Here is a 22,924-nt window from a genome sequence, read left to right on the forward strand (position 1 = left end):
GTGCCGCCCCTGGATGACGGCGGCCCGGCAGGGCATGGAAAACGGGCACGGGAGACGCGATCATGCGTCTCCCGCGCCCGTTTCAGCCGGTGGGAAGCGGACGTCAGGCGCCCGGCGTCTCCTTGTCCTCGCCGCCGTTGGACGCGGCGTGGATGTTCTTCATCGCCGTCGTGGCATCGGGGGCGACATGCTTGCCCTCGCCGGCCGCGGCCTTCTCGGCGGCGTCCTTCTCAGCGGCCTCCTCGCCTGCCTTCTCACCCTCGAGGACGGCGGCCTGGCCGGCGTCGAGCGTGGCGGCGGCCTCAGCCTCGGCCGCATCCGGAGCCTCGTCCACCGGCTTCTCAGCCGTGACGACCCGATCCGTGGCGGGCCCGCTGCTGGCGGGGACCGGGGAGGGGGTCGCGGCGCTGCCGGTGGACGTCGAGGCCGTCGGTTCGGCCGGCTTGGGGGCCGGTGTCACCGGGGCGGGAGTCTTCCACGGGTCCTCGACCGGCTTGGCGGCCTTCCAGGCCGCAATGCCGGCAGCGACCGCGGCCGTGATGACGCCGAAGATCAGCAGGCCGCGGCCCTTCTTCTTCGGGGCCGGGCCGGAGACCTCCTTCGCGGCCTTGCGGACCGCCTGCTGGGCGGTGCTCACCGCCTCCTTCGCGGCGGCGTCGGCCTGGCGCACCACGCCCGAGTCGGCGAGCCTCTGCGCGACGGCGTCGACCCGCCCCGGGGCGGTGGAGAGGCCCCGGTTGACGGAGTCCGCTGCATGGGCGATGCCCTCCGAGATCTTCGGCAGGTACTCGTCGGCTGCATCCTTGATCGCCGGCACCGCCTTGTCCACAGCCTGGTGGAGGCGCGGGGCGGCGCTGTCCACCACATCGGTGATCCGCGGCGCGAGCTGGGAGAGGCCGTCCTGGATCTTCGGCGTCACGGTGGCCACGCCCTCGGCGAGGTTGTGCGCTGCGGACTTGAGGCCCTCCTGGATCCGCGGCGAGGCCGTGTCCAGCCCCTGCTGGATCCTCGGGACGGCCCACTGCACTGCAGCGTCGACACGGGGTTGGGCCCAGTCGCGTGCGCTCTCGACGCCCGCGCTCACATTCTGCTGGACGTCGCGGGCGAGCGACTCGGACGCGTTCAGGCTCTTCTCGACTGGTTTCTTCACGGCTACCTCCGGGAGTCTGCTGGGCCAACGCCAGCCTACGTGCCACGCGTGGCATAGGCTACGGTCACACGGCCGGAGTGCCCCCGCCGTTCCCGGATTTCACCGAGCGCGGAACCGCCGCCGCACCCGGGGAGCCCCCGGCGCCCCGTGGAAGAATGGCCGCCATGAGCGCAATCGCAACTGCCAAGGCAACCATCCACACGAACCACGGCGACATCGTGGTCAACCTCTTCGGCAACCACGCACCGAAGACGGTCAAGAACTTCGTGGGCCTCGCGACCGGCGAGCAGGCCTGGACGCACCCCGAGACCGGCGAGGAGAAGACGGGCACCCCGCTCTACAACGGCACCGTGTTCCACCGCATCATCAAGGACTTCATGATCCAGGGCGGCGATCCGCTCGGCAAGGGCATCGGCGGCCCGGGCTACCGGTTCGACGACGAGATCCACCCCGAGCTGAACTTCAAGGAGCCCTACAAGCTCGCCATGGCGAACGCAGGCATCCAGGGCGGCAAGGGCACCAACGGGTCCCAGTTCTTCATCACGACGGTGGACACCAGCTGGCTCTACGGCAAGCACACGATCTTCGGCGAGGTCGCCGACGACGCGTCGAAGAAGGTCGTCGACGACATCGAGGCCGTCCGCACGGGCATGCAGGACCGCCCCGTCGAGGACGTCGTCATCAGCTCGATCGACGTCGAGCAGCTCTGACCCGCTGACGTGACTGAAGGAAGCCCGGCGGCCGGCCCCGAAGCCGTCCCCGTCTGCCCCCGCCACCCTGACCGCGTCTCCTACGTGACGTGCCAGCGCTGCGGGCGGCCGGCGTGCCCCGAATGCCAGCGGCCGGCCGCCGTGGGCTTCCAGTGCGTGGACTGCGTCCGCGAGCTCTCCGGCAGTGCTCGGGCCACCCGGACGGTCTACGGGGGCCGGGCGCGGCCCGGCAGCCGGCCCGCGGTGACCATCGGCATCATCGCCGTGTGCGCGCTCGTGTACGCGCTGCAGTGGATCATCCCCGGCAGCGCCGTCTACGCGGACTTCGCCTACGCGAACTCGGCCACGCTGACCGCGGCCGAGCCGTGGCGCATGCTCACGAGCGCGTTCCTCCATTCCCAGGGCTTCGTGCTCCACATCGTCCTGAACATGTACATGCTGTGGCTGTTCGGACAGGCCCTCGAGCCGCTGCTGGGCAGGGCCCGGTTCCTGGCGGTGTACCTGCTCTCGGCGATCGGGGGATCGGTCGGATTCCTGCTGCTCGCCCCGGGCCAGCCCGTCGCCGTGATCGGGGCCTCCGGGGCGATCTTCGGCCTGTTCGGAGGCCTGTTCGTGGTGCAGCGCCAGCGCGGCGGCGACGTCCGCCAGCTCGTCGTGCTGATCGCGATCAACGCCGTGCTCGGCTTCGTGGTCCCGGGCATCGCCTGGCAGGCGCACTTGGGCGGCCTCGTCACCGGGGCCCTGGCGACGGCGGTCATCGCCTACGCACCGGGCGGCCGGGCCCGCCTCGCGGTCCAGGCCGGCGGGCTCGTGGCCGTCGCCGTCCTCCTGGCGCTCGCTACGGTCGTGAAGGTCTCGAGCGTGCCCGCCCTCGGGGGAATCTCCCTGTAGCGCGGTGGCAGGCGCACCCTCTGGAACCCCCTGTGGAGAGCCTTCTCCACAGGGGTTTTCCACATCTGTGCACAAACTGAGCTCTGCGCGCGCCGGCCTGCGCCGCCGCCGTCCCGGGCCGCGACAGGCCTTCCGGACGCGAGCGGCGGGCTGTAGGAGGACCCGGTCCCCAGCCTGTGGACAAGATGGGGCCGACGCTGTGGACGGCTGTGGATTCAGGCGGCTCCCGACGCGAGCAGCTCGTCGAGCCGCTGGTAGCCCTCGTTCATGCCCTCGGTCATCCCGGCGGCGAGCATCGCGTCCCGCGCCTCGACCGTCTGGAAGGACGAGTGGACGCGGAGCCGGCAGCGGCCCCCGTCGAGGTCCTCGAGGACGGCGGCGTCGAGGGAGACGTGCCCGGGCGCGCCCTCGAACTCGAAGGTCTGGACCATGCGCCGCGGTGCGGTCAGCTCGTGGAACGACCCGTGGAAGCTGTAGCTCGCGCCCTCGGCACCGGTCTGGGTGAAGCGGTACGAACCGCCACTGCGGGCGTCGAAGTGGTCGATCACCGTGGTGTAGGCCCGGGGACCGATCCACTGGGCGAAGAGCGCGGGGTCGGTGTGGGCGCGGAACACGCGGTCGGCGGGAGCGTCGAATTCGCGGACGACGTCGACGAACGGCAGGCCTGGTTCGGCGGTCACGGTCGAGGTCTGGGTGGCGGTCATGGCTGGTGTCCTCTCTGCTGCGCGGCCGTCTGGGCCGCGTCCTGCTCCCCGCCGAGGTCCGGCTCGGCCGCGAGGACCGCGTCGAGGCGCCTGTACTTCTCCTCGGTGCGCTCCCGGTAGGCATCGATCCATGCGGCCAGCGGGCCGAAGGCGGTGGGGTCCAAGTGGCAGGGGCGGCGCTGGGCGTCGCGGCTGCGGGTGATCAGGCCGGCACCCTCGAGCACCCTCAGGTGCTTCGAGACGGCCTGGACGGTCACGGCGAACGGCGCCGCGAGCTCGTTGACCGTGGCATCCCCCAAGGCGAGGCGTGCCACCAGCTTCCTCCGGAGGGGATCGGACAGCGCGGCGAACGCGCGGTTGAGCCGGTCTTCCTCGGTCTCCGTGGCGGGTGGGGCGGAGCTCATCGGCGCTGGACCTCCGTGCGGCGTCCGGATCCGGACGCTATTCAATGGTCCGGTTGTTCAACTAAATGGTTGAATATACTCACGCTACGCCCGTCCCCCGCGGCGGTCAAGGGTTCCTGTCCACAGGAGATGTCCACAGTGTGCGTAACTTACAGGCGTGTAGTTCGCGGCGCGCGCCGCGTGCAGGCGCGCCCGAGGAGCGCTTTCACCGGCCCGTTCCCCCAGCCTTGTCCCCAGCCTGTGGACAACTCTGGGCATAACGCTGTTGACAACCCCCCGGGCTCCTCCCCGATGTCGGCGCCCGGGCGTAGGCTCGGGCCAAGGAGGTAGCTGGCGTGAGCAATCTTGAACTCGACCCGGCCGAGACACTCTGCGCGGACGAGCCCGCCGCCCAGGGAATCGAGGTCATCGAACCCCGCGACGTGCCCCTCGGAGGACCGCGGGCGATGCCCGTGCGCCGGACGCTCCCATCCCGGCAGCGCTCCCTCGTGGGCGCCTGGTGCTTCCTCGACCACTACGGTCCCGACGACGTCTCCTCCACCGGCGGCATGCGCGTCCCGCCGCACCCGCACACCGGCCTGCAGACCGTGAGCTGGCTCTTCACGGGCGAGATCGAGCACCGTGACAGCGCGGGCCACCAGGCGAGGGTCCGCCCTGGGGAGCTCAACCTCATGACCGCGGGGCGGGGCATCAACCACTCCGAGTACTCGACGCCCGAGACGACCACGCTGCACGGCGTCCAGCTGTGGACAGCGCTGCCCGGGCCGTTCCGCTCCGCCCCTCCGGGGTTCGAGCGGTACGTGCCGCCCGCCGTCGGGCTCCACGATCGGAACGGGGCCCGCGCGGGCGAGCTGCGGGTGTTCCTCGGTTCGCTGCACGGGTCGTCCTCCCCCGTCCGCACGTACACGGCACTGCTCGGAGCCGAGGCCGTCCTCGACCCGGGAGGCGAGGCGCTCCTGGAGGTCGCGGAGGAGTTCGAGCACGCGATTCTCGCCGACGGTGGGGCGCTCGAGGTCGAGGGCACCGCGCTGGCCGAGGCGCACCTGGCCTTCCTCGCCCCGGGACGCGGCCGCATCCGGCTCGCCAATCAGGGACCCCGCCCGGTGCGCGCGGTGATCCTCGGCGGCCCGCCGTTCCCCGAGGAGATCACCATGTGGTGGAACTTCGTGGGCCGCTCCCACGAGGAGGTCGTGGCCTTCCGCGACGCGTGGAACGGGCAGCTGGCGGGGCAGGGACCGACGGACGACGGCGCACCGTTCGGTCCCGTCGTCGAGCTCACCGGGGGCGAGCCGGCGCTGCCCGCTCCCCCGCTGCCCAACGTCAGGCTCCGCCCACGGCCGAGCGCGCACACGCCGCACGGCACTGCAGGAACAGCCGAGAAGGAGGGACCCATGACCGTGCAGGAATCCGAGAGGCAGTCTGGGAAGACGGAGTTCGTCCACGCGGACCAGAAGCACCGCTACGAGGTGCACGTTGGAGGGGTGGTTGCCGGCTTCACCCAGTACCGGGAGAAGGAGGGCGGCTCCGTCTACGCGTTCGACCACACCGAGGTGGCCGACGGCTACTCGGGCATGGGGCTCGCGAGCAGGCTCGTCACCTACGCGCTCGACGACGTGCGTGCGGCGGGACGCCGGATCCGCCCGTACTGCCCCTATGTCCGGGCCTTCCTCAAGCGGCACCCCGACTATGCGGACCTCGTCGAGGAGGGCTTCGTGATAGACGAGGACTGAGGTTTGTCCACAGGGTTGTCCACGCCGTGGATAACTCACACTGATGTAGTTCCCCGCAGCGGGCCGGTATCCACCGACTTTCCCACACCCTGTGGATAACTCGGCCGGCGCTGTGCACACCCCGTGTACAACCTCGCTCCCCCGTTCCGGGTACGGATCTCGGCGTCGATGCGGCGTTCCGGGTACGGATCTCGGCGCCGCTCCCGCCCTCCGGGTACGGGAGCGCCGTTAGCATGGCCGAATGGAGCCCACCGTGGATGGACCCGTCCCGACAGACGGGGATCGGCCCCTCGCGCTCGTCACGGGGGTAGGACGCACCGTCGGTATCGGCGCGGGCATCGCCCGCGAGCTCGCGCGCCAGGGGTGGGACCTTGCCCTCTCGTTCTGGCGCCCCTACGACAGCCGCATGCCCTGGGGTGTACAGGCCGCCGACGCCGAGGCCATCGCCGAGGAACTGCGCGGGCTCGGGGCCTCCGTCGCGACGATCGAGGCAGACCTCGCCGACCCCGCAGCCCCGGAACGACTCCTGGCGGAGGCGGGAGGCGAGCGGCCCGTCAGGGCGCTCGTGCTCAGCCATGCGGAGTCCGTCGATTCGGCGCTGCTGGACACGGGGCTCGAATCTTTCGACCGGCATTTCGCGGTGAACGTCCGGGCCTCCTGGCTCCTCGTCCGCGCCTACGCCCGGCAGTTCCCGGCCGAGTGGCACGGTGCGGGGCGCATCGTGGCGCTCACCTCCGACCACACGGTGGGGAACATGCCCTACGGGGCAAGCACGGGCGCACTCGACCGCATCGTCACTGCGGCGGCACGGGAGCTGGCTCCGCAGGGCATCGCTGCCAACGTCGTCAACCCGGGGCCCGTCGACACCGGCTGGATGGATGACGACACCCGCGCAGCCCTGGCCGCCCGGCAGCCTTGGGGGCGCCTCGGCACCCCGGCGGACATTGCCGGCGTGGTGGCCTTCCTCCTCAGCGGCCCGGGCGGCTGGGTCAACGGCCAGCTCCTCCACGCCGACGGAGGCTTCTCGGCTCCCTGAGCTTGGATCCCCTCAACGGAATATTCCGGGCAGGGAAAGTATCAGACAGCCTGCCGCGGCTCCGAGGGTGCGGCATGCGGCTCAGACGGGCCCTGGTCCCCCGCCTCCTCCGCAGGCCGGTTCCGGAGGAAGGCAGCAAGCACGATCGCGGCGACCCCGGCCACGGCCGCGACGAGGAACGCCGCGCGGAATCCTGCCATCGCGGCGGCCGCCGCGGGCATGCTCGCCCGGGCCGCCTGCGCCGTGCCGGCCATGACCGCGACGAGCAGCGCCGTCCCCGCCGCGCCCGCCACCTGCTGCAGGGTGCTCAGGATGGCCGAGCCGTGGCTGTAGAGGCGCGGCGGCAGCGGATTCAGCCCGCTCGTGAACGTCGGGGTGAACAGGAAGGCGAGCCCGAGCGACAGGACGATGTGCAGGCCCATGACGAGCCACACCGACGTCTCCGCGGTGATGAACGCCAGCGCCCCGAGCACGGCGGTGATGAGGGACGTTCCCGTCAGGGTCAGCGGCACCGGGCCGACTCGGTCGAACCACCGGCCGACGGTGGGCGCGAGCAGCCCCATGACGAGGCCGCCCGGCAGGAGGAGCAGACCCGTACCGAGCGTGTCGAGCCCGCGAAGCTGCTGGAGGTAGAGCGGCAGGAGGATGACGACCCCGAAGAGGGCCATCATCCCGACCATGAGCAGCGCCGTCGCGATCGTGTACATCGGATACGCGAACGCGCGCAGATCCAGCAGCGGCGAGCCGGAGCGCTGGAGCGCAAGCTGCCGCAGCACGAAGGCCGCCAGCGCCGCGGCCCCGACCAGCAGCGGCACGACCGGGCCGAGTCCGCCCGATCCCTCCCCGCCCAGCTGGCTGAGCCCGTACACCACGCCGCCGAAGGCCGGCACCGAGAGCAGCACCGAGAGTGCATCGAGGGCGCTGCGCTCCCCGCCGGAGGCCCCGCGCAGCTTCGCGGCACCGAACAGCAGTGCGGCGACCGCGATCGGCAGCACCGTGAGGAACATGAACCGCCACGAGAAGAACTGGAGGATCAGCCCGGAGAGGGTGGGACCCACGGCGGGTGCCACGGAGATGACGATGCTGACGGTGCCCATGACCTGCCCCCGGCGCGGCACGGGAATGAGGTTCAGCACGCTCGTCATCAGCAGCGGCATCATGATCGCCGTGCCGGAGGCCTGGACCACGCGCGCGAGCAGCAGCACCCCGAAGCCCGGCGCGAGCGCGGCGAGCAGCGTGCCGGTGCTGAACAGGCTCATCGCCAGGATGTACACGGCGCGGGTCGAGAGCCGCTGGAGGAGGAAGCCCGTGGTCGGGATGACCACCGACATCGTCAGCATGAACGCGGTGGAGAGCCACTGGACCGTGGGCGCGTCGATGTGCAGCTCGGCCATCAGGCGGGGCAGGGCGACGTTCATGATCGTCTCGTTGAGGATCACCACGAAGGCGGCGACGACCAGCACGGTCACGACGAGCCGGTTCTCCGGGCTGATGGGGTGCGCCTCGCGCGGCGTCGCGGCGCGCGGGGCGGCCGACGGCGAGGGGTGCTCGGATGCGGGAGGCAAGGGGTTCTCCTGAGGTGCTTTCAGGGAAGGACAAGGGGAGGGTGCGGCGCGCCGGGGCGCGCCCGGCGCAGGACCGGTGTCGAGTCCAACGCGGGGAAGGCTCCCATTCTTCCAGAAGGCGGGCACATCGGACAGGCGCGGGACGGCTCAGCCCCCGCGGATGCTCCGCACGCGGTAGCCGAGGAATCCGCAGCGGGGAGGGCCGCCGTGATGGCGAGGATCCACGCGACCGGTGCCCAGCCGGAGTCGGCCGCTGTGACCCAGAGGATCAGGTGGAACGAACCGGTGCCCAGGAGCCTTTCCGGCGGTCAGGCCAGGTCGTAGACGGCGACGGTAGTCCCGGGTTCGAGACGGGCCCCGGTAGAGCGGTAGGTGGCCAGGGCCGCCTGGTTGTCCTGCTCGGTGGCCGTCCACATGCCGTAGCACCCGGCCTCCCGGGCGATCTCGGCGAGGGCATTGACGAGGTGGGAGCCCACGCCGCGGCGCCGCCAGCCCTCGGCCACGGCGATCTCGTAGAGGAACATCTCGGTGCCCTTGTCCGGGTGGGCCGTCTCGACGCCGCTCACGAAGCCGACCGCCCGGCCCCCTGCATCCTCGGCGAGCAGCAGGTGGTGTCCCGGCTTGGCCAGGAACTCGCGGGCCCCCGCGTCCGTGACAGGGGCGTCGAACAGATCCGAGGCGGCCGTGAGCCGGCCGGCGTCGTGCGGGCCGAGGCGGCGGAGTGTGATGTTGGGCGCGTTGTCCGCATCCACGGCCCGAGCTTACGCGCTCCGCCAGGGAAGGTGAACGGCGGGCGACCTCAGGCCCAACTGCAGCTTGCTACACTCGGACAGCTGAGCCACCCACGGCTCGCCACCCCACGACAGCCCGACACGGACGCAGCCCCCCTTCGCGCCCGGAACGGCGTGCGCCCGAAAAGAGGAGATCCCCGACCTCATGACCGCTTTGGCCGAGCCCGACTACTACGACGACTTCGACTCCGACTTCCGCTCCGAGCTCGACGCGAAGTACGAGGAGGGGTTCGGCTACAGCCCCCACATGGAGGACGAGGACGACGACCGCCTGGACGACCTCTTCGCGGGGCTCTTCGACGCCTCCGACGAGGATGACGACGACGCGGAGCCCCTGAGGCCCACGGCCGCGCCCAAGAAGGCGGCAGCCAAGGCATCCTCGGGATCGCCCGCGCCGAAGAAGGCCACCGCGAAGGGCACCCCCGCCGCGTCCGAGGTGGTCGTGACGAGCATCGCCGAGCGCCGTGCCGCCGCAGGCGTGGACCTGGCCGCTCCTGTTGCGGCGCCTGCTGCCGCCCTTGCTGTTGCCGCTCCGGTGGCCGAGCCTGCGCCCGCTCCGGTGGCCGACCTGCCGCGGACCACCGCCGCCGACGAGGTTGCCGCCGCCGCCCGCCGCGCTGCGGAGAGGGCCCGGGCGGCCGCCGATGAGGCCGCCGCCGCGGCGAAGCAGGCGGTGGCGCACGCCGTCGCCAAGGCCGCTGCCGCGAAGGCTGCCGCCGCCGAGGCGTCCGCCGCCGAGCAGGCTGCCCAGGCTGCGCTCGACGCCTCGACGGCCGCCGAACAGGATGCCGTGCGCGCTGCCGAGCAGCTCGAGCTCGTGCTCGCCGCGCCCCCCGGGGTGACCTCGGGCGCTGGCGAGGTGACCTCGGCGCAGGAGGAGCCCGCGCAGAAGGAGGAGCTGGTCCAGGCCGAGGAGGCGCCCGCCGCCCCCGCCGGGAACCCGCCGGCCTCCGACCCGAACTTCGCGCCCCACATCGCCCCGGTCAACCAGCACGTGGAGTTCCTGCGCAAGCTGCGCCCGGGCTTCGAGGTCCCGTACGTCGACCCCATGCACTCGGTCGACGAGTGCCGGATCGTGAGCCTGTTCTCCAACACCGGCGAGGCCAGCCCGCGCGGCTACGTCTGGGCCGGCGACGACGCCGCCGCGACGCGCCTGCTCGGGCTCCAGTACCAGCTGGGCCTGCGGCCGGAGTGGATCATGCCCTGGAACGCCTACCCCTGGTTCACCCCGGGCGAGGCCAACGGCAAGCTCACGCCCGAGCAGCTGCACGCTGGCCTCAAGCCGCTGCTCACCTTCCTCAAGACTGTCCCGAGGGTGTCGGCGATCGTGGCCCACGGCACCGAGGCGAACCGCCTCGCGCAGATGCTCCTCAAGACGGACAACCCCCTCATCTGGCGCCGCGGGCTCAAGGTCTACAAGGCCCGCGCCCTGCACGGGCGCGCGTTCGCCGGCTCGAAGGAGCGCCAGACCGAGTGGCTCATCGAGATGGGCCGCGCGTACGCCGACGCGATGGCCCGCGCGGGCCTGCAGGCCGGCCGCGCCTAGCGCACGGAGCCTGGGCAGCACCCCAGAGGCACGGAAGCGGACGACGGCGGCCACCCGGCCGGCGTCGTCCGCTTCCGTTGCGTGAGGGTGCCTACTTGCTGCGGGGCTTGCGCAGGTGCGCCACCGGATCGGCGTCGAGGGAGACCGCCCTCTTGGCCTTCTTCGCCGCGCGCTGCTCCTTGATGGTCTTCGACGGCTTCTTGTGGGTCTCGGGCTGGTGAGGCTGCTTGTCAGGCATGTCAGAGCTCCTTTGATCGTCCCCCGATTCACATGACGATACGCCGGTAGGATGCTGGGCACCATGCCTCCTTCCAATGCACCTGCATCGTCCCCCTCAGCGGTGAGGATCGACTCCTGGCTGTGGGCCGTGCGCGCCTTCAAGACGCGCTCCGCCGCCACCGCCGCCTGCCGGGCGGGGCACGTCCGGCTCAACGGCAACCCGGTCAAGGCCTCGCAGACGGTGGTCCCGGGAGACACGATCCGGCTCCGCCAGCCCGGGTTCGAGCGCATCCTCGAGGTGCACGTGCTGATCGTCAAGCGCGTGGGCGCCGAGGCCGCGTCTCGGTGCTACACGGACCACACGCCCGAGCGGCCGCCGGTTCCGTTCCTCGGCCTGCCGCAGCGCGACCGCGGGGCGGGGCGGCCCACCAAGAAGGACCGGCGCGAGATGGAACGGCTGCGCGGGCAGCAGGCTGAGTAGTCGCCTGAAAGTCTTCCCGGAAGGATCTGACAGGATCGGAGGATGACCTGCACTCCTCGAACGATCGCCGGAACCGGTGTGGGGCCCGTGGGCTTCGGCTGGATGAACCTGAGTCAGTCCTATGGCCCCCTGCCGTCCCGCGAGGACGCCGCCAAGCTCCTCCTGCACGCGCTCGACGCCGGCGTGACCCACTTCGACACCGCCACCATCTACGGTGCGACCGCCAACGAGACCCTCCTCGGCGAGACGCTCGCGGGCCGCCGCGACGAGTTCTTCCTCGCCTCCAAGGGCGGCATGTCCTCCCACGACGGGCGCCGCGTCATCGACGGCCGGCCCGAGACGCTCCGCGCGCACGTCGAGGCCTCGCTCGCCCGCCTGCGCACCGAGAAGATCGACCTCTACTACCTCCACCGCTGGGACCGCTCTGTGCCGATCGAGGAGTCCGTCGGAGCACTCGGCGAGCTCGAGCGCGAGGGCAAGATCGGCGCCGTCGGCCTCTCCGAGATCGGCGCGGACACGCTGCGCCGCGCCCACGCCGAGCACCCCGTCGCCGCGCTGCAGAACGAGTACTCCCCGTGGACGCGCAACCCCGAACTGGGCACGCTGGAGGCGTGCCGCGAGCTGGGCATCGCGTTCGTCGCCTTCAGCCCCGTGGGCCGCGGCGCCTTCGGCGGGGTGCTGCGCGACCCCTCGGGGCTGCCGGACTGGGACCTGCGCCGGTCGATGCCGCGCTTCGCTGCCGAGCACTGGGCCGCCAACCTCTCCCTCCTGGACCGCTTCGCCGGGCTCGCGCGCGGCGCCGGCTGCTCGCCCGCGCAGCTCGCGATCGCCTGGGTCCTCTCCCGCGGCGAGCACGTCATCGCGCTGCCCGGCACGCGCAGCGCGGCCCACCTCGACGAGGACTTCGCGGCGGGGTCCCTCGGTCTCCCCGTCGAGGTGCTCGCCTCCGTGGACGAGCTGGTCAACGAGCGCACCGTCTCCGGCGGCCGGTACTCCCAGGCCGCGCAGGCCGACGTCGACACCGAGGAGTTCCAGACCGCCTGAGCGGCCCTCGGATTCGCAGGGCACCTGCAGGGGACTTCTCCCCTGCTCGCGGACGACGGCGTTGCGTACGCTGGCGTTGTCGGCCCACGGGGCCGCGCGGAGGGGGATTGTCGTGGGACGGTTCGTGGGGGGCGCCGTGCGGGCGCTCGTGGCCGGGGGCTCTGCCCTGCTGCTCGTCGTCGGCTGGCTCGCCGTCGCCTCCGGGGCGCTGCTCGCGTCCGCGCCAGCGGCGCTGGCGGACCCGCCCACCCAGGTGGTGGTCGAGGACACCGCGGGAGCCCTGTACCGCCCGCAGCTGGATCAGGCCCTCGCGAAGATCTCGTTCTACGAGCCCACGAAGGTCGTGGTCTTCACGCGCGCCGGCACGGCGGCGGACAACCTCAACGAGGAGGTCCTGCGGTACGCGAGGGCCAACCACCCCGAGTGGATCAGCGCCGACGGGCAGAAGTGGGCGGACGGGCTGTTCATCTTCGCCCTCGACACGACCGGGCGGCATGTCGGGACCTACTTCGGCGAGGACCGCAAGGTGAGCCTCGACGAGCAGAAGGCCATCCAGGACGACACCAAGGACCTCTTCCGTGCGGCCCAGTGGACGGACGGGACCATCGCCGGTGTGGAGTCCGCGGCGTCCCGGATCGGGCGCCCCTGGTACCTCTCCCCCGCGTTCCTGATCGGCGGCGGGATCGCCGGCATCGTGGTGCTCGGCGGCGCGGGGACGTGGGCCGGCATGCGGGCTCGGCGGCGGCGGAAGTTCGCGGAGGCGCTCGCCTCCGGGGACCGGTCCTACTCCTCGGTCACCCTCGCGCTCGAGGAGACCGAGCTCAACGCCTCCACCATCCCGGCCTCGTCCTCCTATGGAGGCCTGGTCCTCGAGCGGTGGGAGGGCTTCCGGGCCAAGCACCGCGAGGCCACGCGGCTCCGGGACCGCCTCACCCCCATGCCGGCGCGGGAGCGCTCGAGGTCGGCGAGCCTGAAGGAGGCCCGCAGATACGAGGAGCTCGCCCAGACCCTCGACGGGCTCGACGATGCGATCGCGGACACCAACTCGATCCTGAACCGGGGCGCGAGCTGGCGCTCCGCGTGGCAGCGCCAGACGGGTGACCTCACCGGCCAGCTCGACGGGGTGGACGCCATGCTCGCGGCCGCGACGACCGCTGGCGCCCCCGAGAGCGCCAAGGCGCTCGAGTCCGGCGTCGCCCTCGCCCGGGTCGAGATCGAGCGGCTCGGGGGCGGTCTCGAGGACGGATCCCTCACCCCGGAGGCGGCACTCGACGGCCTCAAGGCCCAGCGCGAGCGCATCGGCGAGCTCCTCGGGGCGCACGCGCAGGCCGTGATCGACGCGCACGCCAAGAACGCCAAGGAGCGGGACCTCATGCACCGCAAGCTCGAGGCGTCCACGCGGTCCTGGCGCAGCACGCACCGGACCCAGGGCAGCATCCTCGACGTCGCCTACCCGCAGCTGCCCGTGGTCAGCATCATGAGCTTCAACACCGGCATCGCCGCCGGCTATTCGGCCGTGGACTCCGCCCGCTCGTCCTCCTCGAGCACCGGCTACGGCAGCAGCGGGGGGAGCTTCTCCGGCTCCGGCAGCTCGTCCGGCTTCTGACTCAGGCGCCCTGGAAGCGCAGGATCCGCTCGATGGCCGCCTCGACCGCCGGCTGGCCCGCCGCGAAGGAGAGGCGGACCGCGCGGGATCCGTGGACCGCATCGAAGTCGGTGCCCGGCACGAGTGCCACCCCCTCGGCCTCGAGCAGCGCCCGGGCGTACTCGCGGGAATCTCCGAACCGGGCGAGCTGGTCGCCGAGCTCGGCGTAGAGGTAGAACGCGCCGTCGGCCGGTGCGGCCGGCCCCCACCCCAGGGCAGGCAGCGCGTCGAGCAGCGTCTGCCGGGTGCGGGCGTAGCCGGCGACCCACGCGTCGGCCTCGGCGTAGGACTCGAGGGAGAAGGCCTCGACCGCCGCGAGCTGGGACGGGGCCGGCGGGCACAGGGCGACGTTGCCGGCGAGGGCGTCCACCGCCCCGACCAGCTCCTCCGGCACGAGCATCCAGCCGAGCCGCCACCCCGTCATGCCCCAGTACTTCGAGAAGCTCGAGATCACGACCGCTTCCCGGTCCAGCTCCCACGCGCACACCCCGCGCGGGCTGTGCACATCGGAGGCCGTGCCCGCCCCCGGGTAGGTGATGCCGTGGTAGATCTCGTCGCTCACGAGCCGGACGCTGTTCGCCGCGCACCAGTCGCTCAACGCGGTCAGCTCGTCCCGGTCGACCATGGTCCCCGTCGGGTTCGCGGGCGAGGCGAGCACGAGGCCGGCGAGGGGCCCGCGCTCGGAGGCGGCGGCATCGAGCATCGCTGGGGTGGGCTGGAAGCGCGACTCGGGGCCGGCGTCGAGCTCGACCACCTCGCACCCGAGCGCGGCGAGGATGTTCCGGTACGCCGGGTAGCCCGGGAGGGCGAGCGCCACCCGGTCCCCGGCCTCGAAGGCGGCGAGGAACGAGAGCAGGAAGGCACCCGAGGACCCCGTGGTGACGGCGACCTGGGCGGGATCCACCGCGAGGCCGTACCACCGGCGGTAGTGGTCGGCGATCGCCGCGCGGAGCTCCGCCGTGCCCAGTGACGGGGTGTACGTCAGGGCCCGGCCCGAGGCGTGGATCTGCGCGGCCTTGGCAGAGACCGCGGAGGGCGCGCCTCCGGAGGGCTCTCCCGCGCACAGGCTCACGACGTCGCGGCCCTGGGACCGCAGCCCGTCGACGCGGGCGAGGATGTCCATGACCGCGAACGGCGGCACCTGCGAGCGGGACGAGGCGGCGAAGCGGGAGCTCATGCGCTCCAGCTTGTCACACGCGCGGCGCCGGGCGGCCGGCGGCTCGGCGGAGGGGTCGGGGCCTCAGGCGAGGCTGAGGAACATCTTCTCGAGCTCGGCCACGTCGCCGCCGCGCTCAGGGTTGGCGAGGCACTGCTGCAGGTTCGTGGCGATGATGCTGAATCCGGCCTTGTCCACGGCGCTCGAGACGGCGGAGAGCTGCGTGACGATCGCCTTGCAGTCCTGGCCCTCCTCGAGCATGCGCACCACGGCGTTGAGCTGGCCCTGGGCACGCTTGAGGCGGTTGATCGCAGCCCTCATGGACTCCGGCTCGACATTCATGGTGTTCCTCCTTCTGGCACGCCCTTCGCGACAGGCACCTTCCAGTGTACCCCTCTGGGTATCCGCTTCATACCCCGTCGGGTATCATGGATACGGGGCGATGCGGAAGCCGGCCCGGCGGAACAGGCGGCGGCCGCGCCGTCCCGGCTGACGGTTTCCATAGTTACTGTTGGGTAAATTGGCGGTACCGCGAGGCGCCGAGCCATGGTGGGAGCCCCCCTTCCCACCATGGCCCGGGGCCCCCACGGTCCCTCCGCGCGGCGCCCGTCAGCGTGCCACGACGATGCGCCCGCGGACCGCGCGGCCCTCCTGCAGCGCGTGGGCCTCGGCGGCGTCGTCGAGCCTCAGCGTGGCGGCGGTGCGGACTACCGGCCGGCCCCGGGCCATGAGCCGGTTGACCGCGCGCGCCGCGGCCGCGAGGTCGTCCACCGAGGCGTTGCTGATCGCGAAGCCGCGGACGCTGGCGTCGCGCGTGTAGAGCGCGCCCACCGGCAGCGGCGTCTGGGCCGCAAGCCCCGCCATGACCACGATGGTTCCCCCGGGCCGCAGGAGGGGCACCGCCGTGGGCAGGTCGTGGTGCTCGCTCGTGTCGAGCCAGACGTCGACCCCTTCCGGCGCGGCATCCCGGATCAGCGCGGGCAGCTCCGGATCCCGGTAGTCGAGGACCAGGGCCGCTCCGCACGAGGCCGCCCACTGGTGGTCCCTGCGTGCAGCGGTGGCGATGACACGTGCCCCCGCGGCCGCCGCCAGCTGGACTGCTGCGCTGCCCACGGCTCCGCCCGCGCCGCCCACGAGCACCGTGTCCCCGGCGGTGAGCTGGGCCCGGCGGAACAGCCCGAGGTACGCCGTGGCCGTCGGGTGGAGCGCCGCCGCGGCGTCTCCGGCATCGACGTCCGGGGGAAGGTGGTAGAGCCTCTCCGAGGCGACCACGGCGTACTCGGACCAGGCGCCCTGCCGGCCCGCGTGGCCGAGGCTGTTGGTCCACACCCGGTCGCCCAGGGCGAATCCCGGCGCGCCCGGGCCTGCTGTCGCGACGGTGCCCACGAGGTCCCGTCCGATCACGAACGGGAAGGCCAGCGGGGTCCGGTAGGCCCCCGACCGGACGAACGTGTCGACGTGGTTGACCGCACTCGCCTGGAACTGCACGACGACGTCGGTGGGCCCGGGGCGGGGCGTGGGGAGCTCGCCGACCTCGATCCGGTCCGTGCCCCCGGTCTCGCGGATGAACGCGGCGCGCATCGTCGCGGGCAGATCCATGGCGTGTCCTTTCGACGCTGCCTCAGGGTAGCGTGGCGGCATGCAGGTTGCTCTCGTCACAGGCGCTTCGAGCGGGATCGGCGAGGCCACCGTGCGCGCCCTCCTCGGGGCGGGATACACGGTCTACGCCGCGGCCCGGCGCGTGGAGCGCATGGAGGACCTCGCGCACGACGGCGCGCGCCTCCTCGCGCTCGACGTCACCGAGGACGCCTCGCTCACCGACGCCGTCCGGAAGGTCCTCGGTGAGACGGGCCGCATCGATGTGCTCGTCAACAACGCCGGCTACGGCTCTTTCGGCGCCCTCGAGGAGGTCCCGCTCGAGGAGGCGCGGCGCCAGTTCGAGGTCAACGTCTTCGGCCTGGCCCGCCTGACCCAGCTGGTCCTGCCGGGCATGCGGGAACGCCGCTCGGGGACGATCGTGAATGTCTCCTCGATGGGCGGACAGTTCTACGAGCCGCTCGGCTCGTGGTACCACGCGACCAAGTTCGCCGTGGAGGGCCTCTCCGACTCGCTGCGGATCGAGCTGCGTCCCTTCGGTGTGCGCGTCGTGGTCATCCAGCCGGGCGCCATCCGGTCCGAGTGGAGTTCGATCGCCCGCGGCTCGCTCCTCGCCGTGTCGGGGAACGGCCCCTACGCCAAGGGGGCACGGCGGGTGGCCGGGGTCATGAAGGCGGCCTACCTGCCCGGGATGGCATCCCCTCCGGAGGCCGTGGCTGGGGCCATCCTCCAGGCCGTCGAGTCAGCCCGGCCCCATGCACGCTACCGCGTCGGTGCCGGGGCCCGGCCGCTCCTGGCGCTCCGCAAGGTCCTCCCCGACCGGCTGTTCGACGGGATAGTCCGCGCGATCTACCGGCACTGAGGCGTGCCCGGCGCGGGGGTGCCGCCTGTATTCGTTTTGAGGCATGTTACGGAGCACGACATGGAAGAGCTCGACGGACAGTACGCCGAGATCGAGGGACGCGGTCTCGTGACGTTCATCCGCTCCTACGAGGCCAGCGCCGGTCAGCTGTGGGCGGCCGTCGCCACGCCCGAGGGGCTTGGCGCATGGTTCCCCTCGCAGGTCGCCCTGGATCCCGGGGCCGGAACCGTGTCCTTCAGCGGCGACCCGCGAGCGGAGCCGAGCACCGGCAGGATCCTCGACTGGGAGCCGCCGACCCGGTGGGCGTTCAGCTGGGGCGGCGACCTCCTGGAGTTCGCCGTCGAGGGCACCGAGGCCGCGGCTGAGCTCACCCTGCGGAACTGGCTCGCCGATTCGACGGCTGCCGCGCGGAACGCCGCCGGCTGGCATCTCTGCCTCGGTGCACTGGAGAGGGCGCTCGGAGGGCCTCCCGGCGCGGGGCCGCGGGCCGGGTCTGGCCCGCTCGAGTGGCAGACGCTCTACGACGGCTATGTCGCCGCGGGGCTCCCGTGCGGCGCGCCCATTCCGGGCCAGACCCCGTAGCTCCCCTCCCGTTTCGGGTACGCATCTCGTCGCCCCTCCGCCGTTTCGGGTACGCATCTCGCCGGGAAATCGGCGACTCGGGTACGCCCGGGAGGCGGCTGGCCTTCCGCTACCCGCCGGAGCCCTGCGGCGGTGCCTGGTGGGGCCGCTTCTCCTTGCCCTTGGCCTTCCCCGGCTGCGGGGCGGGTACGGTCGCGGCGCCCGGGGACGTCAGGGTCGGGTCGGTGGCGGCCGGCCCCACGGAGCCGCCGGGAGCAGGTGCGGCGGGTGAGGCCGGAGCGGGCTGCACCGGCGCCGACGGCAGCATGGCCGCCCGGAGGGCCAACGGCACGACGACCAGGAGCACCGCGATGATCCCGACGACGACCGCGGCCCTCTTCAGGGTCCGGCCCTGAGTCCGCGTCCGCCCGCCAGTCCTCGTGGTTGTGGGCTTCGCCGGGCGGGTGAACGGCGCGCCGCCCCGGGGGGCTGCGGACGCACCCTGGCCGACGACCGGAGTCCGGGCGGTTGTGGGGCGCGTTTCTTCGGCGGGGAGCAGGCGCGTCGGTGAGGAGGGGGCGGCGTGAAGGAGGACCTCGGTGGCCCCACCCTGCACCGGGCCGGGCCCGGCGGCAGGAAGCTCACCGCGGAGGATGCCCAGGACCTCGGCTGCGGTGGGACGGTCTGCCGCTTCGCGGGCCGTCATGCGCGCCAGCAGGGGGCCCCACGGTTCGCCCAGTTCCTCGGGGATCTTGGGGGAGCGCAGAAGGCGGGCGACGGCGGCTTCCACGGCGCCGCCGGTGAATTCCATCGAGCCCTTGAGGCATTCGAGCAGCACCAGGCCGAGGGAGTAGATGTCCGAAGCCGGTCCGACCTTTTCGCCGCGCGCCTGCTCGGGGCTGAGGTAGTTGGCAGTGCCGATCGTCGTGTTGGTGACGGTGAGCCGCGAGGCGTCGGTGAGGCGGGCGATACCGAAGTCAGTCAGCTTCGCGGGCCGGCGCCGGCCCGGTCCCGGATCGGGGACCAGGATATTGGCAGGCTTGATGTCTCGGTGCACGATCCCCAGGGCATGGACGCAGGCCAGCGCTCCGGCGAGGTCGAGACCGAGCTGCCGGACGTCGTCGTGCGTGAGCGGACCGGAGGCGAGCCGCTTGCGGAGGTCGGTGCCGTGCACGAACTCCATGACGAGATAGGCCACGTGGTGGGTGCCGTCGTCCTGCGCATCGGTGCCGGCGTCGTAGAGACGCACGAGGCTGGGGTGGTTGAGGCGGGCGAGGACCTGCATCTCGCTCCGCCGGCGCTCCTCCCGACGGGGGTCGGAGGCGTGGGCACGGAAGGTCTTCACGGCAACGTCGCGGCCCAGGACTTCGTCGCGGGCCCGGTGGACCGTGGCCATCGCACCGCTCCCGGCCAGCTCGAGGAGACGGTACCTGCCGCCGACGAGGACGGGGTCCGGCCCCGTGTCGCTCTCGGCCACGTTGTGCCCCTCCTTGCCCTGCCGTATCCGGTACATCAAGCCTAGTGGACTGGGCTGCTCGGGCGCCTCCTTCGCGGGGACGGCGGCGAGGGCGCCGACGTGGCATCGGCGCCCTCACCTTCCGGAAATATGAAATCGAACCATACTTCTATCGATACATGCCGCGACAGGAATGCCTACCCGTGGATCACCTGGGGTTGGCCGAGGGCCTTGAGTCCCTCGGCGCCGAATTCGAGGCCGTAGCCGGACTGCTTGGCGCCGCCGAAGGGGGCCATGGGGTGGACGGTGCCGTGGGCGTTGATCCAGACGCTGCCGGCCTCGAGGCGCTGGGCGACCTGGCGGGCGGCGTGGGGGTCGGCGGACCAGACGGAGGCGCCGAGGCCGACCTCGAGGCCGTTGGCCATCTGGATGGCGTCCTCGACGGTGGAGTACTTGATGATGGGCAGGGCGGGGCCGAACTGCTCCTCGGCCACGAGGGGGTTGTTGTTGTCGATGTCCGCGACGAGGGTGGTGGGGTAGAAGTAGCCGGGCCTGGTCTCGTCGGGGTCGCCGCCGAGCAGGACGCGGGCGCCGGAGGCCTTGGCGGCCTCGACCAGGCGGGCGACGATCTCGTACTGGGCCCTGTTCTGCAGCGGGCCCAGGACGTTCTGCTCGTCCAGTCCCACGCCCATGGGGACGTTCTTCGCGTACTCGGTGAGCGCGTCGCAGACCTGGTCGTAGATGTCCTCGTGGACGTAGAGGCGCTTGAGGGCGGCGCAGGTCTGGCCGGTGTTGATGAACGCGCCCCAGAAGAGGCCTTCGGCGATCGGGGCAGGGTCGGCGTCGGGCAGGACAATGCCGGCGTCATTGCCGCCGAGCTCGAGGGTGAGCCGCTTCACGGTGTCAGCGCTGGAGCGGATGATGGCCTTGCCCGTGGCCGTGGAGCCGGTGAACATGACCTTGCCGATGGCGGGGTGCTCGGCGAGGGCCTCCCCGACCTCGCGGCCGCCGGCGACGACGGTGAGCAGGCCCTCGGGGACGGCAGCGTTGATGACCTTGACCAGGGCCAGGACGGACAAGGGGGTGTACTCGCTCGGCTTGACGATGACGGCGTTGCCCATGCGCAGCGCCGGGGCGATCTGCCAGACGGTGATCATCAGGGGCCAGTTCCAGGGGCCGATCGCCCCGACGAGGCCGATGGGCCGGTACTGGAGCACGGCGCGGGTGCTGCCGTCGTCGACGACGGTCTCGGGCTCGAGCTCCGTGGCGGCGGCGGTGCGCAGCCAGGCGGCGCAGGCGCCGACCTCGAAGCGGGCGTTGGGGCCGTTGAGGGGCTTGCCCTGCTCGCGGGAGAGGATCCGGGCGAGCTCCTCGGCGTGGGCCTCGACCGCCTCTGCCGCAGCCACCAGCGCGGCGGAGCGGGCCTGGTGCCCGGCGGCGGCCCAGGTTGGCTGCGCCGCCTTCGCGGCCGAGATGGCGGCCTCGAGCTCGGCCAGCCCGTGCACCGGGGCGACGCCGACGAGCTCGCCCGTGGCCGGGTCGAACAGCTCGGTGCCGGGCGCGCCCGGTGCCGGAGCGATCGCTTCCAGCAGGGAATCCGTGGTCTGCAGGGTCTCCATCGAGTCCTCCTCGTCGAGTGCTGTGTCCTTCCCAGAGTGCGTTCGCGTCCCGGGCCGCGGCTTGGCTTGCCGTGATCGCCGCTTGTCCATCGGTGCACGCTTGGGCGGGCGGCGTGCAGGGCCTCGTACCCGGAACGCCGAATCGGCGACGAGATGCGTACCCGGAACCGGGAGTGGGCGACGAGATGCGTACCCGAAACGGGGGAGGGGTAGCGTGGGCGCGTGTCCGAGTTCCGCCACCTGAGCGTCCCCATCGGCCTGTCCCCGCGCGTCGTGTCCGCGTTCGCGGGCGACCCCGCCAACCTCCCCCGCTGGGCGGCGGGACTGGCCGCCGGAATCGGCGAGGAGCGCGGGCGGTGGCTCGCCGATTCGCCCCTGGGCGCGGTCGAGGTGCGCTTCGTCGGCGACACCTCGGCCGGGATCCTCGACCACGAGGTCCTGTTCCCGGACGGCACCACCGTGCTGAACCAGTTCCGCATCCTGGCCGACGGGCCGCACAGCCTCGCTGTCTTCCACCTCCGCCGCGAGGAGGGCACGACCGACGAGGCGTTCGAGTCCGATGCGGCCGCCGTCCAGGCCGACCTCGACGCCCTGCGCCGGCTGCTGGAGGACGGCGCGTGTGTTCCCCCGGGCGGCAGCGGGTAGCAGCGGGAGGACAGCATCCGACCACGGAAAGGGCCGACCGTGACCCAGCAGACCTCCCTCGTTGCCGTCGCGTGCGCCGACGCCGGCGCCGTGGACCTCCTCACCCTCGATGCGCAGACCGGGCAGCTCGAGCCGTCGCGGCGAATCGGCGGCCTCGACGGCGCCGCGGCCCTCGCCTTCGGGCCTGACGGCATGCTCTACGCCGGGTGCAACGGGGACCGGCCGCGCGCCGTCGTCCTCGACTCCGACGGCAGGATCGGGGAGGAGCGCCCCCTTCCCGCGTCGACCTGCTTCATCGCGGCAGCCCCGGACGGCCGCGGGCTGTTCAGCGCCTCGTACGGCGAGGGCCGCCTGGACCTCGTCCCCCTTCCAGGAGCCGCGGACGACGCCGGCCACCTCACCTACGCGACCGGGCGCAACACGCACTGCGCTGCCGTCAGCCCCGACGGGCGCTTCCTCTACGCGACGTCCCTCGGGGACGACAGGGTGAGCTGGTTTCCGATGGACGCGGACGGCTCGGGCCCGGGCACGCGCGAGCCCAGCGGGCATGTCGCGGCGGAGCCCGGGTCCGGTCCCCGGTACCTGCGGCTCAACCGGGCGGGGGATCGGGCGTACGTGGTGCACGAGCTCTCCGGGGACGTCGCCGTGTATGCCAGGGAGGCCGGGAGCGGCCGGCTCGAGCTCCTCCAGCGGGCCTCCGCCGTGGCCGGGCTGGGCCTGGGGCCGGGAGTCGTCCGCTCGGCGACCACGCCGGACCCGGGACCCGGCGTGGTCTGGGCCGCGGACCTCAGGATCACCCCGGACGAGCGCTTCCTCTACACGACCGAGCGGTCATCGGGGACCCTGGCGTGCTTCGCGCTCCGGGAGGGCCTGCTCGAGTTCCTCAGCCGGATCGAGACCGAGCAGGTGCCCGGGAGCGCGGCGATCGATCCGGCGGGGCAGTTCCTCCTCGTGTCTGGCGAGGCCTCGCACGCCGTGACGAGCTACCTGATCAACGAGGACGGCTCGCTTTCTCCGGTCTCGAGGGCCCGGACGAGCGCCGGCCCGGTCGCCCTCGACTGCGGCCCGGCCGCCTGAGCGCTCGGGCCGCGCCGCCCGGCGGCCACCGTGGCG

General features: G+C 72.5%; 23 protein-coding genes. 12 read left to right on the forward strand and 11 right to left on the reverse strand.

Features of this window, described 5'->3' with window-relative positions:
• Nucleotides 1-103: 103 nt before the first annotated feature.
• Nucleotides 104-1,150, reverse strand: coding sequence for a hypothetical protein (locus tag J2W20_RS13315; RefSeq protein WP_307007152.1), 1,047 nt, complete (start codon nucleotides 1,148-1,150; stop codon nucleotides 104-106).
• A gap of 164 nt (nucleotides 1,151-1,314) precedes the next feature.
• On the opposite strand from J2W20_RS13315, the gene J2W20_RS13320 reads away from it, so the two are divergent.
• A complete protein-coding gene (locus tag J2W20_RS13320) occupies nucleotides 1,315-1,860 on the forward strand; it encodes a peptidylprolyl isomerase (RefSeq protein WP_307007153.1) in 546 nt (181 codons plus the stop codon).
• A gap of 9 nt (nucleotides 1,861-1,869) precedes the next feature.
• Nucleotides 1,870-2,751 (forward strand): rhomboid family intramembrane serine protease, encoded by an 882-nt coding sequence (locus J2W20_RS13325; protein ID WP_307007154.1) that lies wholly within the window; start codon nucleotides 1,870-1,872, stop codon nucleotides 2,749-2,751.
• A gap of 215 nt (nucleotides 2,752-2,966) precedes the next feature.
• Here J2W20_RS13325 and J2W20_RS13330 read toward each other — a convergent pair whose 3' ends face one another.
• Both J2W20_RS13330 and J2W20_RS13335 read right to left on the reverse strand, forming a co-directional pair.
• Nucleotides 2,967-3,455: an SRPBCC family protein gene (locus tag J2W20_RS13330; protein WP_307007155.1), complete on the reverse strand. Its 489-nt coding sequence runs from the start codon at nucleotides 3,453-3,455 to the stop codon at nucleotides 2,967-2,969.
• A complete protein-coding gene (locus tag J2W20_RS13335; protein WP_307007156.1) occupies nucleotides 3,452-3,859 on the reverse strand; it encodes an ArsR/SmtB family transcription factor in 408 nt (135 codons plus the stop codon). Before J2W20_RS13335 ends, J2W20_RS13330 begins: the two co-directional genes overlap by 4 nt.
• 335 nt (nucleotides 3,860-4,194) lie before the next feature.
• Here J2W20_RS13335 and J2W20_RS13340 point away from each other — a divergent pair, with 335 nt between their 5' ends.
• Together J2W20_RS13340 and J2W20_RS13345 are read left to right on the forward strand one after the other, a co-directional pair.
• Entirely contained in the window at nucleotides 4,195-5,589 is a 1,395-nt protein-coding gene (locus J2W20_RS13340) for a bifunctional pirin family protein/GNAT family N-acetyltransferase (RefSeq protein WP_307007157.1), read from the forward strand.
• A gap of 241 nt (nucleotides 5,590-5,830) precedes the next feature.
• Entirely contained in the window at nucleotides 5,831-6,625 is a 795-nt protein-coding gene (locus J2W20_RS13345) for an SDR family oxidoreductase (protein ID WP_307007158.1), read from the forward strand.
• 41 nt (nucleotides 6,626-6,666) lie between these two features.
• Here J2W20_RS13345 and J2W20_RS13350 read toward each other — a convergent pair whose 3' ends face one another.
• Both J2W20_RS13350 and J2W20_RS13355 read right to left on the reverse strand, forming a co-directional pair.
• A complete protein-coding gene (locus tag J2W20_RS13350) occupies nucleotides 6,667-8,190 on the reverse strand; it encodes a DHA2 family efflux MFS transporter permease subunit (protein ID WP_307007159.1) in 1,524 nt (507 codons plus the stop codon).
• Between the two features lie 308 nt (nucleotides 8,191-8,498).
• A complete protein-coding gene (locus J2W20_RS13355) occupies nucleotides 8,499-8,942 on the reverse strand; it encodes a GNAT family N-acetyltransferase (RefSeq protein WP_307007160.1) in 444 nt (147 codons plus the stop codon).
• Nucleotides 8,943-10,029: 1,087 nt separating this feature from the next.
• On the opposite strand from J2W20_RS13355, the gene J2W20_RS13360 reads away from it, so the two are divergent.
• On the forward strand, nucleotides 10,030-10,527 hold the full coding sequence (locus J2W20_RS13360) for a uracil-DNA glycosylase (protein WP_307007258.1): 498 nt from the start codon (nucleotides 10,030-10,032) through the stop codon (nucleotides 10,525-10,527).
• A gap of 91 nt (nucleotides 10,528-10,618) precedes the next feature.
• On the opposite strand, the gene J2W20_RS13365 is transcribed toward J2W20_RS13360, so the two are convergent.
• Entirely contained in the window at nucleotides 10,619-10,765 is a 147-nt protein-coding gene (locus J2W20_RS13365; protein WP_307007161.1) for a hypothetical protein, read from the reverse strand.
• 63 nt (nucleotides 10,766-10,828) lie between these two features.
• Here J2W20_RS13365 and J2W20_RS13370 point away from each other — a divergent pair, with 63 nt between their 5' ends.
• The 3 genes from J2W20_RS13370 (at nucleotide 10,829) to J2W20_RS13380 (ending at nucleotide 13,877) form a co-directional block, all read left to right on the forward strand.
• Nucleotides 10,829-11,227, forward strand: coding sequence for an RNA-binding S4 domain-containing protein (locus tag J2W20_RS13370; protein ID WP_307007162.1), 399 nt, complete (start codon nucleotides 10,829-10,831; stop codon nucleotides 11,225-11,227).
• Nucleotides 11,228-11,269: 42 nt separating this feature from the next.
• On the forward strand, nucleotides 11,270-12,271 hold the full coding sequence (locus tag J2W20_RS13375; protein ID WP_307007163.1) for an aldo/keto reductase: 1,002 nt from the start codon (nucleotides 11,270-11,272) through the stop codon (nucleotides 12,269-12,271).
• Between the two features lie 112 nt (nucleotides 12,272-12,383).
• Nucleotides 12,384-13,877, forward strand: coding sequence for a DUF5129 domain-containing protein (locus tag J2W20_RS13380; protein WP_307007164.1), 1,494 nt, complete (start codon nucleotides 12,384-12,386; stop codon nucleotides 13,875-13,877).
• Nucleotide 13,878: 1 nt separating this feature from the next.
• On the opposite strand, the gene J2W20_RS13385 is transcribed toward J2W20_RS13380, so the two are convergent.
• From J2W20_RS13385 to J2W20_RS13395, 3 genes are all read right to left on the reverse strand, one after another.
• Nucleotides 13,879-15,093: an aminotransferase class I/II-fold pyridoxal phosphate-dependent enzyme gene (locus J2W20_RS13385; RefSeq protein WP_307007165.1), complete on the reverse strand. Its 1,215-nt coding sequence runs from the start codon at nucleotides 15,091-15,093 to the stop codon at nucleotides 13,879-13,881.
• Between the two features lie 63 nt (nucleotides 15,094-15,156).
• Nucleotides 15,157-15,414 carry a metal-sensitive transcriptional regulator gene (locus J2W20_RS13390; protein WP_307007166.1) on the reverse strand — a complete coding sequence of 86 codons (258 nt, stop codon included), beginning with the start codon at nucleotides 15,412-15,414 and terminating at the stop codon, nucleotides 15,157-15,159.
• 267 nt (nucleotides 15,415-15,681) lie between these two features.
• Nucleotides 15,682-16,671: an NADPH:quinone reductase gene (locus tag J2W20_RS13395; protein WP_307007167.1), complete on the reverse strand. Its 990-nt coding sequence runs from the start codon at nucleotides 16,669-16,671 to the stop codon at nucleotides 15,682-15,684.
• A gap of 40 nt (nucleotides 16,672-16,711) precedes the next feature.
• Here J2W20_RS13395 and J2W20_RS13400 point away from each other — a divergent pair, with 40 nt between their 5' ends.
• Together J2W20_RS13400 and J2W20_RS13405 are read left to right on the forward strand one after the other, a co-directional pair.
• A complete protein-coding gene (locus J2W20_RS13400; RefSeq protein ID WP_307007168.1) occupies nucleotides 16,712-17,530 on the forward strand; it encodes an oxidoreductase in 819 nt (272 codons plus the stop codon).
• Nucleotides 17,531-17,590: 60 nt separating this feature from the next.
• Entirely contained in the window at nucleotides 17,591-18,112 is a 522-nt protein-coding gene (locus J2W20_RS13405) for an SRPBCC domain-containing protein (protein ID WP_307007169.1), read from the forward strand.
• A 109-nt stretch (nucleotides 18,113-18,221) separates the two neighbouring features.
• Here the strand turns inward: J2W20_RS13405 and J2W20_RS13410 are convergent, their stop codons facing one another.
• Both J2W20_RS13410 and J2W20_RS13415 read right to left on the reverse strand, forming a co-directional pair.
• Nucleotides 18,222-19,568 carry a serine/threonine-protein kinase gene (locus J2W20_RS13410; protein WP_307007170.1) on the reverse strand — a complete coding sequence of 449 codons (1,347 nt, stop codon included), beginning with the start codon at nucleotides 19,566-19,568 and terminating at the stop codon, nucleotides 18,222-18,224.
• Between the two features lie 176 nt (nucleotides 19,569-19,744).
• Nucleotides 19,745-21,157, reverse strand: a complete 1,413-nt coding sequence (locus tag J2W20_RS13415; protein WP_307007259.1) for an aldehyde dehydrogenase family protein — start codon at nucleotides 21,155-21,157, stop codon at nucleotides 19,745-19,747.
• Nucleotides 21,158-21,388: 231 nt separating this feature from the next.
• Here J2W20_RS13415 and J2W20_RS13420 point away from each other — a divergent pair, with 231 nt between their 5' ends.
• Complete coding sequence (locus J2W20_RS13420; RefSeq protein ID WP_307007171.1) at nucleotides 21,389-21,811, forward strand: SRPBCC family protein; 423 nt, start codon at nucleotides 21,389-21,391, stop codon at nucleotides 21,809-21,811.
• A 39-nt stretch (nucleotides 21,812-21,850) separates the two neighbouring features.
• Nucleotides 21,851-22,888 carry a lactonase family protein gene (locus J2W20_RS13425; protein WP_307007172.1) on the forward strand — a complete coding sequence of 346 codons (1,038 nt, stop codon included), beginning with the start codon at nucleotides 21,851-21,853 and terminating at the stop codon, nucleotides 22,886-22,888.
• Nucleotides 22,889-22,924: the final 36 nt, after the last annotated feature.

Source organism: Sinomonas atrocyanea (assembly GCF_030812675.1).
Lineage (GTDB): Bacteria > Actinomycetota > Actinomycetes > Actinomycetales > Micrococcaceae > Sinomonas > Sinomonas atrocyanea_B.